We start from the raw sequence: 13986 nt of genomic DNA, 5'->3' as shown, positions 1-13986 counted from the left end.
CCCCGTTACTATCTATTTTCGCGCCAGCGACATCAGTTGGTTACGCAGCCCGCGATCGTGGGCGTAAATATAGAGGCCGTGGATGGCGCGGGTCATCAGCACATTGATGGCGTTGAGCATGATACGCTCTTTCATCCCGGCGCTATTTTCAATGCGCGATTGTCCCTGAAAAGCCGCGCTATCTTCGTATCTGGCCGCATCGAGCACGATCTCCTCACGCTGCGCGTCCCACGCCACCGACGGCCCCAGAATCAGGCCGACGTAGTTCAGATCGAACCCCTGCACGGTGTAAACCGATCCCACCTCGTCAATGGTGTCTTCGCGCTCGGCCCAGGGCAGACGCTCATTGGGTTTTGCGCGGTCCCAGCGTAAGCGGAACCGCCCCTCTTCGATAAAATAGTCCTGCCCGTCCAGCCGATAGGGATAATCATACGTCGACAACATGCGCGACAGGCCGCTGGCGGCGTTTTTTTCTTTTACCAATTCGTACATCGCCTGGGCATCATCGAATATCCCGATCTCGAAAGCCTCTTCCGCCGCCGGCAGCGGCAGCAGTCGGCGCTGGCAAAAAGCGCGGATCCAGCGCAGGCTCGCCGCATCCGCGCGCATGCGGAACTGCCGCCGCAGCGCGTAAACCTCATGCGGCCAGCGGGCCAGCATGCGCGACAGATCGCTTTCCCGCCACAGGCTCTTGAATTTCAACACCTGCTGTTCATCGAAAACCAGTACCACGATGCGCGCCAGACGAATAATCTCTTCCAGATGATTATCCTGGAAAAAGTGGTTATAGCTATCGCGCCGGGTGAGCAGCAGATGCGCCTCGTCAACCAGCACGATGTCGGCTATCGCACCGCGTTTATGCATCCGGTTGATAAAGGTGGTGGGCCGCTCATAATCTTTTTTTCTCAGCGCGGGCTGGTTATCGGCGGCATTTTTATAGGCTTTCAGCATCTCGGGGTGATTAACGAGCAGATAGTTCTCGCTGCCGTAAAGCGGGTGCCGCGGCCGCAGGCGGGCCTGGGTTTGTATCTCGCCAAACAGGGTATTCAATAAAACGCTTTTGCCCGTTCCGGCTTCGCCATGGATAACGAAGAGCGCATGCTGGTCATGCCGATGCCGGTTCAGGAAATCCTCGACGCCGCGCTTTAACGCCTCCTGCTCGGCGGAAAGCGCTTTTCCCGGCGCGAGCTTAAAACTGGCCTGATTAATTTCTGACATGTTAACTGACTGATTTATGAAAGGTTCAAACGCGACTCGTTTTTCATCGTCGGCGGGCGCCATACGTTGCGCTCATATGGCGCGCCGGGGAGCGATGTTAACGGCGGCTAAGGGAGCCGCGGCGATAAAGGTTGCGGCGAATGCGGTTAAGCCCCGGCTTCGGCTTTTTCGGCTCGTCCAGACTGGCCAATACCAGTTCCAGCACCCGTTCCGCCACTTCACGATGACGCTGAGCGACGGACAATACCGGACACTCCAGAAAATCCAGCAATTCGTTATCGCCAAAGGTGGCGATGGCCAGATTATTCGGCAAACGCCCGCTCTGGCGCAGCGTAACGTCCATCACCCCCTGCAACAGCGGAAAAGCCGTGGTGAACAGCGCCTTCGGCATCGGATGATCGTCAAGGTACTGGGCAAACGCCGCCGCCGCCGCGGTACGCTCATAGCTATTGGCATACAGATAATGCACTTCCCGCGCATCCTCGGCCCAGGCCTGGCGAAAACCCTGTTCACGCAGGAAACTGACGGAAAGCTCAGGCAGCGCCCCGAGGTAAAGAACGGATTCGGCCGGAATTTTCCTCAGTTCCTGCGCCAGCATTTCGGCATCTTCGAGATCGGCGCCGACCACGCTGGTGAAATGTTCGCGATCCAACGCCCGATCCAGCGCGATAATCGGCAGGCTGTTATTCACCCAGCGCTGATAGAACGGGTGCTCCGGCGGCAGCGCCGTCGACACGATGATCGCATCGACCTGGCGTTGCAGCAGGTGTTCGATGCAGCGCATTTCGTTATCCGGCTGATCTTCGGAACAGGCGATCAACAGCTGATATCCGCGCTGCCGCGCCTGACGCTCCAGATAATTGGCAATCCGCGTATAGCTGGTATTCTCCAGATCGGGGATCACCAGACCAATGGAACGGGTGCGTCCGGCACGTAATCCGGCGGCGACGGCGTTGGGATGATAGTTATGCTCTCTGACCACCGCCATCACTTTCTCAACGGTTTTATCGCTGACGCGATACTGTTTTGCTTTTCCATTGATCACATAACTGGCAGTAGTGCGTGAAACACCCGCAAGACGCGCAATTTCATCCAGTTTCACTGGTTACCCCTTCGTAAGCCGGATAAATAAAATAGAGCGATGACCATAAGCTCATCATGGATATGGCGTAGATCTAACCGCAGAAGCAACTGAACGGCAACTGCTTTTGTCATTTATAAGTTATAGAAGGAAAAAATGAACCGGCCCGATGCGCTTATCGGGCCGGTTACGGCAAAAATCCGCGCTACATCCCCCTAACGCATGATCTTATCGCCGCGGGATACGCCAACGATCCCGGAGCGCGCCACTTCCACAATCTCCGCCACTTCACGTACGGCGTTGAGGAACGCATCCAGCTTATCGCTGGTGCCGGCCAACTGGACGGTATAAAGCGAGGAGGTGACATCCACAATCTGCCCGCGAAAAATCTCGGCGCAGCGTTTGACTTCTTCACGGCCGTAGCCCGTCGCCTGCAGTTTCACCAGCATGATTTCGCGCTCGACGTGGGAGCCCTGTCCCAGCTCGCTGACGCGCAGCACATCCACCAGCTTATGCAGCTGCTTCTCTATCTGCTCCAGCGCTTTTTCATCGCCCTCGGTTTGAATGGTCATGCGCGACAGCGTGGGATCGTCGGTCGGCGCCACCGTCAGGCTTTCAATATTGTAGCCGCGCTGCGAGAACAGGCCGACGACGCGTGACAGTGCGCCGGATTCATTTTCAAGTAATACCGATAAAATCCGCCGCATGATCAGGTCCTCTCCGTTTTGCTTAGCCACATCTCATCCATCCCGCCGCCGCGGATCTGCATCGGGTAAACGTGCTCGCCGCTGTCGATTTTGACATCCACGAACACCAGACGGTTTTTCTGCGCCAGCGCCTGCGCCAGCTTGCTTTCCAGTTCGTCAGGGGTATCAATGGCGATGCCGATATGCCCATAAGCCTCCGCCAGCTTGACGAAATCCGGCAGGGACTCCATATAGGAACTGGAGTGGCGGCCGGAGTAGATCATATCCTGCCACTGTTTCACCATGCCGAGGAAACGGTTGTTCAGGTTAACCACCACTATCGGCAGGTCATACTGCAGCGCGGTGGAGAGTTCCTGAATATTCATCTGAATGCTGCCGTCGCCGGTGACGCAGATAACCGTTTCCTGCGGCAGCGCCAGCTTAATCCCCAGCGCGGCGGGCAGGCCGAATCCCATGGTGCCCAAACCGCCGGAGTTGACCCAGCGGCGCGGCAAATCGAAAGGATAGTAAAGGGCGGCGAACATCTGATGCTGGCCCACGTCCGAGGCGACATAGGCATTACCGCCCGTCAGCCGATATAGCGTTTCAATTACCGCCTGCGGCTTGATCGCCTCGCCGTCCGCGTTGTACTTCAGGCAGTGGCGGGCGCGCCACTGCTCGATGTTCCGCCACCAGTCGCGCAGCGCGTCGAACCGCTGCTGCGCCTCATCCTGCGCCAGCAGTTCCAGCATCAGGGTTAATACCTGGCGGGCGTCGCCGACGATGGGAACATCGGCGTTTACCGTTTTGGAGATCGAAGCCGGATCGATATCAATATGCAACACCGTGGCGTTCGGGCAGTACTTGGCCAGATTATTGGTGGTGCGATCGTCAAAGCGTACGCCGACGGCGAAAATCACGTCGGCGTTATGCATCGCCATATTGGCTTCGTAGGTGCCGTGCATCCCGAGCATGCCCAGGCTTTGACGATGCGTGCCGGGGAAGCCGCCCAGTCCCATCAGCGAGCTGGCCACCGGCAGGTTGAGTTTTTCCGCCAGCGTCAGCAGTTCCTGATGGCAGCCGGAGTTGATCACCCCGCCGCCGCTGTAAATAATCGGCTTTTCCGCCGCCAGCAACGTTTGCAGCGCGCGGCGGATCTGTCCTTTATGTCCCTGAACCGTCGGATTGTACGAACGCATGCTGACATGGTCGGGATACATATAAGGCTGCTTATTGGCCGGATTCATCACGTCTTTCGGCAAATCCACCACCACCGGACCGGGACGGCCGCTGGACGCCAGATAAAAGGCTTTTTTCAGCACCGTCGGCACATCTTCCGCCTGTTTGACCAGAAAGCTGTGCTTTACGATAGGCCGGGAAATCCCCACCATATCGCACTCCTGAAAGGCGTCGTAGCCAATCAGCGATGTCGCCACCTGGCCGGAAAGCACCACCATGGGAATCGAATCCATATAGGCGGTGGCGATACCGGTAATGGCGTTGGTCGCGCCGGGACCGGAGGTCACCAGCACCACGCCGACCTCGCCGGTGGCGCGCGCATAGCCATCGGCCATATGCACCGCGCCCTGTTCGTGGCGCACCAAAATATGTTCAATACCGCCAACCGTATGCAAGGCGTCGTAAATATCCAGCACCGCACCGCCGGGATAGCCGAATACATGTTTTACGCCCTGATCGATTAACGATCGGACCACCATCTCGGCGCCTGACAACATCTCCATGGGTTTGCCTCTTAACATAGGGTTTTTAAATATAACGACTCAAAATAACGTGAGATGATAACTCAGGCAACGGCAACCGTCATGATTCAGAATACATGGCGTCGATTTCCAACTGATAGCGCTGATGAATCACCTTGCGGCGCAGCTTCAACGTCGGCGTCAGTTCGCCCTCCTCCATCGAAAACGGCGCCGGCAACAGGGTGAATTTTTTCACCTGTTCGACGCGGGACAGCTCTTTCTGTATCTCGCGCAGGCGTTGCTCGAACAGCTCGATAATATGGCTGTGGCGCAGCAGTTCCAGACGATCGTGATATTTCAGATTGATCGAGCGGGCATGCTCTTCCAGCGCTTCGAAACAGGGAACAATCAGCGCCGACACGTATTTGCGCGCATCGGCGATCACCGCCACCTGTTCGATAAAGCGATCCTGCCCCAGCGTGCCCTCCAGGTGTTGCGGAGCAATGTATTTGCCGCCGGAGGTTTTCATCAGATCTTTCAGGCGTTCGGTAATAAACAGATTGCCTTGCGCATCCAGTTCGCCGGCATCGCCGGTTTTCAGCCAGCCGTCCGCCGTAAAGGCGTCCGCCGTTTCCTGCGGACGATGGAAATAACCGCGCATCACCGTGGCGCCGCGCACCTGAATTTCATTATCCGCACCGATGCGCACCTCAATTTCCGGCAAGGGCGTGCCGATCGACCCCAGGCGGAAGTTCTCTTCCTCCCAGCAGGAGACCGTGGCGCAGGTTTCCGTCATGCCATAGCCATAGACGATGCGGATGCCCATCGACTGGAAAAACAGAATGATATTGTCGTCCAGCCGGGCGCCGGCGGCGGGCAGGAACCTGACCTGCCCGCCCAATAGCTGGCGTAATTTCCCCAGCACCAGACGGTCGGCGTAGCGATGCATCAGGCGACGCCACGCGCCGGGGTGTTTGCCGGCGCGACGCAGCAGAAAGACCCGCCGCCCCTGGGCGACGGCCCAGTGGAATAAGCGCTGGCGATACCAGGGCGCCTGCGCCGCTTTTTCATAAATCGCGCTGTACACCTTTTCGTAAAAGCGGGGCACCGCGCACATCATGGTCGGTTTAACCGCCTGCATGGCGGCGCGCACCAGATTGGTGTCGCTGAGATACACGTTTTGCGCGCCGCTGTGCATGATAAAGAAGCTCCAGGCCCGTTCAAACACGTGCGACAACGGCAGAAAGCACAGGGAAACATCCGCCTCCGACACGCGCAAACGCCGGTCGTGCAGCTTGAGCTGCGTCGCCATATTGGCGTAGTCCAGCATCACCCCTTTCGGTTCTCCCGTGGTGCCGGAGGTATAAATCAGGGTAAACAGATCGTCGAGATCGCGGCCGTCAATGCGTCTTTGCAGCTCATCGCGCCAGAACGCGTCCACCGCCTGCGCTTCGAATTCGCGCAGCGTTACGGCAATATCGCAGCCGCGTAAATCCACGCCGTCGTCCATCACAATGATATTGCGTAATTGCGGACAGGTTTCCCGCAGCGCCAGCAGGGCGTCCAACTGCGCCTGACCGCCGACGAAAATGGTGCGGATATCGGCGTCGTTAATGATAAACGCCGCCTGCGCGGCGGTGTTGGTGGCGTAGATCGGCACGCTGACGGCCCGCAGGTGCAGCATCGCCAGATCGGCCAGCGACCAGTTAAGCGAATTATGCGAGAAAATCGCCGCGCGCTCCTGCACGTCCAGCCCCTGCGCCAGCAGGGCGCTGGCGATTCGCCGTATGCGCTGCCCCGCCTGGGCCCAGGTAAGCCGCCGTTCGCCGTCCGGCGTCCATTCCCGCAACGCGATGCGACCTGAACAATGTTCAACCTGCTGCTGTATCCGGTGTACTACATGGTATTGCCGTAAATGCTCATTCATTTGCAAAAGACTGCCCACAGAGGAAAGTTAGCCTGAAAATTTCAGCGTACAGTGTTGTATACCCTAAATAATTCGAGTTGCAGGAAGGCGGCAAGGGAAGGCGTCCCGATGAGCTTACTCAGGTAAGTGATTCGGGTGACTGAGCGCAGCCAACGCACATGCAGCTTGAAGTATGACGGGTATAAATTATTTGGGACGCAGTCTACCGTTAAAGAATAAAACCGCAACGATCTTTCTAACGTCGGCAGCGGGCCGCAGGTGGTTTACTTGACGCGGGTCACACCAAATCAAAGGTTGACATAACCCTGCTAATCAAGTACCAATAGAGCACTTTACGAATTTCAGATGACGAGACTTCATGTTCAACTTCGCTTTCCTACTAGGCCTACTACTAAACGCATCTACATTGCGCGGTATGCCGGTGGGCAGAATTTAGAACAGATTTCACGCCACCAAATAAAAACCCGCGCCGATGCGCGGGTTTTTTTATGGCGGGCAATCCCGGCCTCAATATAACCCGCCGGGCGCTAAGTAAATACGATAAGGAAACCAATCGATGAGCCAGCAAGTCATTATTTTTGATACGACATTACGTGACGGTGAACAGGCGCTGCAGGCCAGTCTGAGTGTAAAAGAGAAACTGCAGATTGCGTTGGCCCTGGAACGTATGGGCATTGACGTAATGGAAGTGGGCTTCCCGGTCTCTTCCCCTGGCGACTTCGAATCCGTGCAAACCATTGCCCGCAACGTTAAAAACAGCCGGGTTTGCGGCCTCACCCGCTGCGTTGAAAAAGATATTGACGTGGCCGCCGAGGCGCTGCGCGTGGCCGATGCCTTCCGCATCCACACCTTTATCGCCACCTCGCCGATGCATATCGCCACCAAACTGCGCAGTACGCTGGACGAGGTTATCGAGCGGGCGATTTATATGATCAAACACGCACGCAACTACACCGACGACGTGGAATTCTCCTGCGAAGACGCCGGCCGTACGCCAATCGCCGATCTGTGTCGCGTGGTGGAGGCCGCCATCAACGCCGGCGCCCGCACCATCAATATTCCGGACACCGTCGGCTATACCCTGCCCCACGAATTCAGCAATATCATCTCTTCCCTGTACCAGCGCGTTCCCAACATCGATAAAGCCATTATCTCCGTTCACACCCATGACGATCTCGGTCTGGCGGTGGGCAACGCCATGGCGGCGGTCAACGCCGGCGCGCGTCAGGTAGAAGGCACGCTGAACGGCATCGGCGAACGCGCCGGCAACTGCGCGCTGGAAGAAGTGATTATGGCGATCAAAACCCGTCATGATATTCTCAACGTCCATACCGGCATCAATCATCAGGAAATCTACCGCACCAGCCAGTTGGTCAGCCAGATTTGCAATATGCCGATCCCGGCCAACAAAGCCGTGGTTGGCGCCAACGCTTTCGCCCACTCTTCCGGCATTCACCAGGACGGCGTGCTGAAAAATCGCGAAAACTATGAAATCATGACGCCGGAATCCATCGGCCTGAAAGAGGTCCAGTTGAATCTGACTTCCCGCTCCGGCCGTGCGGCCGTCAAGCACCGCATGGAAGAGATGGGTTATCAGGAGAGCGATTATAATCTGGATAATTTGTACGCCGAGTTCCTGAAACTGGCGGACAAAAAAGGCCAGGTATTCGATTACGATCTGGAAGCGCTGGCCTTTATCAATAATAAGCAGGAAGAGGCCGAGTTTTATCGTCTGGACTATTTCAGCGTACAATCGGGCTCCAGCGTGATGGCGACCGCCTCGGTCAAACTGATCTGCGGCGATGAAACCCAGTCCGAGGCCGCCACCGGCAACGGCCCGGTCGACGCCGTCTATCAGGCGATTAACCGTATTACCGGCTACCAGATTTCACTGGTTAAATATCAGCTGACCGCCAAAGGGCAAGGGCGCGATGCGCTGGGTCAGGTTGATATCGTGGCGGATTATCAGGGACGCCGTTTCCACGGCGTCGGTCTGGCGACGGATATCGTTGAATCCTCCGCGCAGGCAATGGTTAACGTTCTGAACAACATTAAACGCGCTCAGCAGGTAGAAAAAGAAATTCAGCGTCTGCAACAGCACAACAGCAAACAACAAAATAGTCAGGAAACAGTGTGATGACAAAGAGTTACCATATCGCCGTCTTACCCGGAGACGGCATCGGGCCGGAAGTAATGGCGCAGGCGCACAAAGTATTGGACGCGGTGCGTCAGCGCTTCGGCATAGGGATCACCACCAGCGAATACGACGTGGGCGGCATCGCCATCGACCGTCAGGGTACGCCGCTGCCGCAGGCGACCATCGCCGGCTGCGAGCAGGCCGACGCGATCCTGTTCGGTTCGGTCGGCGGACCGAAATGGGAGCATCTGCCGCCGTCCGAACAGCCCGAGCGCGGCGCATTGCTGCCGCTGCGCAAGCATTTCCGCCTGTTCAGCAACCTGCGCCCGGCGCGTCTGTATCAGGGGCTGGAAGCGTTCTGCCCGCTGCGCGGCGATATTGCGGCCAAAGGCTTCGATATCCTGTGCGTGCGTGAACTGACCGGCGGCATCTATTTCGGCCAGCCGAAAGGCCGCGAAGGCAGCGGCCAGTACGAGCGCGCCTTCGATACCGAGGTGTATCACCGTTTCGAGATTGAGCGCATCGCCCATATTGCCTTTCAATCGGCACGCAAACGGCGCGGCGTGGTAACCTCCATCGATAAGGCCAACGTGCTGCAAAGCTCCATCCTGTGGCGTGAAATCGTCACTGAAATCGCCAAGGAATATCCGGATGTGAAGCTGTCCCATCTGTATATCGACAACGCCACGATGCAGCTGATTAAAGATCCCTCCCAGTTCGACGTGCTGCTGTGCTCCAACCTGTTCGGCGACATCCTGTCCGACGAGTGCGCCATGATCACCGGTTCGATGGGCATGCTGCCGTCCGCCAGCCTGAACGAACAGGGTTTCGGCCTGTACGAACCCGCCGGCGGATCCGCGCCGGATATCGCCGGTAAAAACATCGCCAACCCGGTGGCGCAGATTTTATCGCTGGCGCTGCTGCTGCGTTACAGCCTGGGCGCCGACGACGCGGCCGGCGCGATTGAAAAAGCCGTGAATACCGCCCTGGCCGAAGGCTATCGCACCGCCGATCTGGCCAGCGACGGTAGAGCCGTCGGCACCAGTGAGATGGGCGATGCCATTGCCCGGTTTGTGGCGCAAGGGGCATAACCATGTGCAAGACGTTATATCAGAAATTATTCGATGCGCACGTGGTGCGCGAAGCGCCGAATGAAACGCCCCTGCTGTATATCGATCGCCATCTGGTGCACGAAGTCACCTCGCCGCAAGCTTTCGATGGTCTGCGCGCCAAAGGACGCAAGCTTCGTCAGCCGGGTAAAACCTTCGCCACCATGGATCACAACGTCTCCACCCAGACGAAGGATATCAACGCCAGCGGCGAAATGGCGCGTATCCAGATGCAGGAGCTGATCAAGAACTGCGCCGAATTCGGCGTGCAGCTGTATGACCTGAACCACCCGTACCAGGGGATCGTTCACGTTATCGGTCCGGAACAGGGTATGACGCTGCCGGGCATGACCATCGTCTGCGGCGACTCCCACACCGCGACGCACGGCGCGTTCGGCTCGCTGGCCTTCGGTATCGGCACCTCGGAAGTGGAGCACGTGCTGGCCACCCAGACCCTGAAGCAGGGCCGCGCCAAAACCATGAAGATCGAAGTCACCGGCGATGCCGCGCCCGGCATCACCGCCAAAGATATCGTGCTGGCGATTATCGGTAAAACCGGCAGCGCCGGCGGCACCGGCCACGTGGTGGAATTCTGCGGCAAGGCCATCCGGGCGCTGAGCATGGAAGGCCGTATGACGCTGTGCAATATGGCGATCGAGATGGGCGCCAAGGCCGGTCTGGTGGCGCCGGACGAAACCACTTTCGCCTATCTGAAAGGGCGTCAGTTCGCGCCGAAAGGCGCCGACTGGGACGCCGCCGTCGCTTACTGGAGTACGCTGAAGTCCGACGACGACGCCCGCTTCGACAGCATCGTCACGCTGGATGCCGCCGACATCGCCCCGCAGGTAACCTGGGGCACCAACCCCGGCCAGGTGATTGCCGTCAATCAGGTGATTCCGTCGCCGGAATCCTTCAGCGATCCGGTGGAGCGCGCGTCGGCGGCCAAGGCGCTGGCCTATATGGATTTGCAGCCCGGCATCAAACTGACCGAGGTGGCGATCGACAAAGTGTTTATCGGCTCCTGCACCAACTCGCGCATTGAAGACCTGCGCGCGGCGGCGGAAGTCGCCAAAGGGCGCAAGGTCGCCAACGGCGTGCAGGCTATCGTGGTGCCCGGCTCCGGCCCGGTGAAAGCCATGGCCGAACTGGAAGGGCTGGATAAAGTGTTTATCGAAGCCGGCTTTGAGTGGCGCCTGCCCGGTTGCTCCATGTGTCTGGCCATGAACAACGACCGCCTGAACCCCGGCGAGCGCTGCGCCTCCACCAGCAACCGCAACTTCGAAGGCCGTCAGGGACGCGCCGGACGCACGCACCTGGTGAGCCCGGCGATGGCCGCCGCCGCCGCCGTCACCGGCCGCTTCGCCGATATCCGCGAGTTGAATTAAGAGAGACGCCGACATGACTAAATTTACCCAACATACCGGTCTGGTGGTTCCTCTGGATGCCGCTAACGTTGATACCGACGCAATCATTCCCAAGCAGTTTCTGCAAAAGGTGACGCGCACCGGTTTCGGTCAGCACCTGTTCAATGACTGGCGCTTTCTGGACGAGTCCGGCCAGCAGCCCAATCCTGATTTCGTGCTGAATAAACCGCGCTATAAAGGCGCCAGCATCCTGCTGGCCCGTGAAAACTTCGGCTGCGGCTCGTCGCGCGAACATGCGCCCTGGGCGCTGACCGACTACGGCTTCAAAGTGGTGATCGCCCCGAGCTTCGCCGATATTTTCTACGGCAACGCGTTCAACAACCAGCTGCTGCCGGTGACGCTGAGCGAAGCGGATGTGGACACGCTGTTCAAACTGGTCGACGGCGAGGAAGGCATTACCTTTACCGTCGATCTGGAAAACCAGACCGTAGTGGCCGGCGGCAACAGCTATCCGTTCGAAATCGACGGCTTCCGCCGCCACTGCATGCTTAACGGGCTGGACAGCATCGGGCTGACATTGCAGCACGATGCGGCCATCGCCGACTACGAGCGGAAGCAGCCGTCGTTCCTGCATTGATGTCGTCCGCACTTACCGGTGGCGCGAGTTCGCCGGTAATAACGCACGATCGATGATCATCAGGAGGTTCCTCCGTCGGGTACCTCTTTTTTATGGTGCGCCAGTTACGGCGTACCATAAAAAAAGCCAGCGGAAGGTTTCGCTGGCTGGTGAAGTGCACCATTACTCAGAATTATTCTTTTATCGTTCTCTGCGACTATATCCAGTGGCGATACTCTTCTTCCGACATTTCCGCTATTTGCCACTGCGTCGCCTGCTGCAATAACGCTATCCGCTGTCGGGCGGAGAGCCAGCACAGCCATTTCGCCCGGCACGTTGTGAGATAGATCTGATAGAACCGGTACAGCATCGGGATTGTCATAAGCCACCTCCGCGCTTTCATTATGGGAAAGTATCAACGTAATATAGGGAAAGATAAATTGATGACTTTAAGGCCAGGAGTTCCCCTTTTATGACTTCATCCCGTCTGCAACAACAGTTCGTGCGCCTGTGGCAGCGCTTTCAGGGGCAAACCACCGCCACCACGCTGCAAGAGCTGGCGAGCGTTCTGAGCTGTTCACGCCGCCATATCCGCTCGCTGCTGGGCGCCATGCAGCAACAGGGCTGGATTATCTGGCAGGCGGAAGCGGGACGGGGCAAACGCTCGCAGCTGACCTTTATCTACACCGGGCTGGCGCTGCAACAGCAGCGGGCCGAGGACCTGCTGGAGCAGGACCGCATCGATCAGCTGGTGCAGCTGGTGGGGGATAAAAACACCGTGCGGCAAATGCTGCTGGCGCATCTGGGCCGCAGTTTCCGCCAGGGCAAACATATTCTGCGCATTCTTTACTATCGCCCGCTGCGCAATCTGCTGCCCGGTTCCGCCCTGCGGCGCTCGGAAATGCATATCGCCCGGCAGATTTTCAGCGGCCTGACCAATATAAATGAGGAAAACGGGGAACTTAAACCCGATCTGGCGCACCACTGGCAAATGTTGTCCCCGCAGCACTGGCGGTTTTATCTGCGTCCGTCGATTCGTTTTCATCACGGGCGGGAGCTCGCCATGCAAGACGTGATCGCCTCGCTCACCCGGCTCAATACGCTGCCCTTATTCTCCCATATCGCTAGCGTGACCTCTCCGATGCCGTTCGTGATTGACGTCCGGCTGAGCAGCCCCGACGACTGGCTGCCCTGGCTGCTGGGCAGCGTGCCGGCCATGATCCTGCCGGAGGAGTGGCGCACCCTGCCTGATTTTGCTCGACAGCCTATCGGAACCGGCCCTTACTCCGTGACGCGCAACAATAATAATCAGCTGAAAATAAAAGCGTTTGATGACTACTTCGGCTATCGGGCGCTGATCGACGAGGTCAATATCTGGGTGTTGCCCGACGCCACCGAGGTGTATCCCTGCTCCCTGCACCTGGAATCGGATGATTCATCCCACGATGAGCTGGAAAGCCGTATGGAAGAGGGGTGCTATTTCCTGCTGTTCGATAAGCGTTCGCCGCTCGCCGGCCAGCCGCAGGTGCGCCGCTGGCTGTGCCAGATATGCAACCCGATCGCCCTGCTCGGCCACGCGGATAACGCGCATCAGCGCGACTGGTCGCCGGCCTATAGCTTGCTGCCCCGTTGGCATTACCGGCAGCATGACGAAGCGCAGGAAAAACCGGCGGAACTGAGAGAGCTCACCCTGACCTTCTATCATGATCATCCTGAATATCAGATGATCGGTGAAATAATAAAGAAAGTGCTTAAAACACACGGCGTTAAACTTACCATCCATACGGTGACCTACGAGGATTGGTATCAGGGGGAAGCGCAGAGCGATATCTGGCTGTGCAGCGCCAACTGCTATCTACCCCTGGAATTCTCGCTGTTCGCCATGCTTTACGAGCAGCCGCTGATGCAGCATTGTCTGGAGGAAGATCTGCATCAGGACGCCGTCCTGTGGCGCAGCAAAGCGCTGCCGATGGCGGAATGGAGCGAAAAACTGGTGCGTAGCGGCCAGTTGCATCCGCTGTTTCACAACTGGCTGCAACTGCAAGGACAGCGCAGTATGCGCGGCATCCGCATGAATACCCTGGGGTGGTTCGATTTCAAATCCGCCTGGTTCGCCCCGCCGGAAAACTGACGCCCCGGCTTTCCCTG

The 13986-nt window shown here is 58.0% G+C and carries 11 protein-coding genes; 5 read left to right on the top strand and 6 right to left on the bottom strand.

Annotated elements, in window-relative coordinates; translation table 11 throughout:
• Positions 1–12 precede the first annotated feature (12 nt).
• The 5 genes from MFP24_RS16435 to MFP24_RS16415 all read right to left on the bottom strand — a co-directional run bounded on the left by MFP24_RS16435 (position 13) and on the right by MFP24_RS16415 (position 6612).
• Positions 13–1218, bottom strand: coding sequence for a DUF2075 domain-containing protein (locus MFP24_RS16435; RefSeq protein WP_249231260.1), 1206 nt, complete (start codon positions 1216–1218; stop codon positions 13–15).
• A gap of 97 nt (positions 1219–1315) precedes the next feature.
• On the bottom strand, positions 1316–2320 hold the full coding sequence (gene cra / locus MFP24_RS16430) for a catabolite repressor/activator (RefSeq protein ID WP_249231261.1): 1005 nt from the start codon (positions 2318–2320) through the stop codon (positions 1316–1318).
• A gap of 194 nt (positions 2321–2514) precedes the next feature.
• On the bottom strand, positions 2515–3006 hold the full coding sequence (gene ilvN, locus MFP24_RS16425) for an acetolactate synthase small subunit (protein WP_249231465.1): 492 nt from the start codon (positions 3004–3006) through the stop codon (positions 2515–2517).
• Between the two features lie 2 nt (positions 3007–3008).
• Positions 3009–4727, bottom strand: a complete 1719-nt coding sequence (gene ilvI, locus MFP24_RS16420) for an acetolactate synthase 3 large subunit (protein WP_249231263.1) — start codon at positions 4725–4727, stop codon at positions 3009–3011.
• Positions 4728–4806: 79 nt separating this feature from the next.
• Positions 4807–6612 (bottom strand): AMP-dependent synthetase/ligase, encoded by a 1806-nt coding sequence (locus MFP24_RS16415; protein WP_249231264.1) that lies wholly within the window; start codon positions 6610–6612, stop codon positions 4807–4809.
• 556 nt (positions 6613–7168) lie between these two features.
• Here MFP24_RS16415 and leuA point away from each other — a divergent pair.
• Genes leuA through leuD form a run of 4 tightly spaced genes read left to right on the top strand, consistent with a single transcriptional unit; the run spans position 7169 to position 11859 of the window.
• A complete protein-coding gene (leuA, locus tag MFP24_RS16410) occupies positions 7169–8749 on the top strand; it encodes a 2-isopropylmalate synthase (protein ID WP_249231265.1) in 1581 nt (526 codons plus the stop codon).
• A complete protein-coding gene (gene leuB, locus MFP24_RS16405; protein WP_249231266.1) occupies positions 8749–9840 on the top strand; it encodes a 3-isopropylmalate dehydrogenase in 1092 nt (363 codons plus the stop codon). Before leuA ends, leuB begins: the two co-directional genes overlap by 1 nt.
• Before the next feature lie 2 nt (positions 9841–9842).
• Positions 9843–11243 carry a 3-isopropylmalate dehydratase large subunit gene (gene leuC, locus MFP24_RS16400; protein ID WP_249231267.1) on the top strand — a complete coding sequence of 467 codons (1401 nt, stop codon included), beginning with the start codon at positions 9843–9845 and terminating at the stop codon, positions 11241–11243.
• A 13-nt stretch (positions 11244–11256) separates the two neighbouring features.
• The gene (gene leuD / locus MFP24_RS16395; RefSeq protein ID WP_136166091.1) at positions 11257–11859 is read left to right on the top strand and encodes a 3-isopropylmalate dehydratase small subunit; all 603 of its coding nucleotides are present in this window, start codon (positions 11257–11259) and stop codon (positions 11857–11859) included.
• Positions 11860–12055: 196 nt separating this feature from the next.
• Here the strand turns inward: leuD and sgrT are convergent, their stop codons facing one another.
• Positions 12056–12220: a glucose uptake inhibitor SgrT gene (gene sgrT, locus MFP24_RS16390; protein ID WP_249231268.1), complete on the bottom strand. Its 165-nt coding sequence runs from the start codon at positions 12218–12220 to the stop codon at positions 12056–12058.
• 90 nt (positions 12221–12310) lie between these two features.
• Between sgrT and sgrR the strand changes: the two genes are divergently transcribed.
• The gene (gene sgrR, locus MFP24_RS16385; protein ID WP_249231269.1) at positions 12311–13969 is read left to right on the top strand and encodes an HTH-type transcriptional regulator SgrR; all 1659 of its coding nucleotides are present in this window, start codon (positions 12311–12313) and stop codon (positions 13967–13969) included.
• Positions 13970–13986 lie beyond the last annotated feature (17 nt).

It is taken from the genome of Brenneria tiliae (genome assembly GCF_023347575.1).
Lineage (GTDB): Bacteria > Pseudomonadota > Gammaproteobacteria > Enterobacterales > Enterobacteriaceae > Brenneria > Brenneria corticis.
Note: the sequence above shows the minus strand (reverse complement) of the source record. Positions and strands in the feature narration are given on the sequence as shown.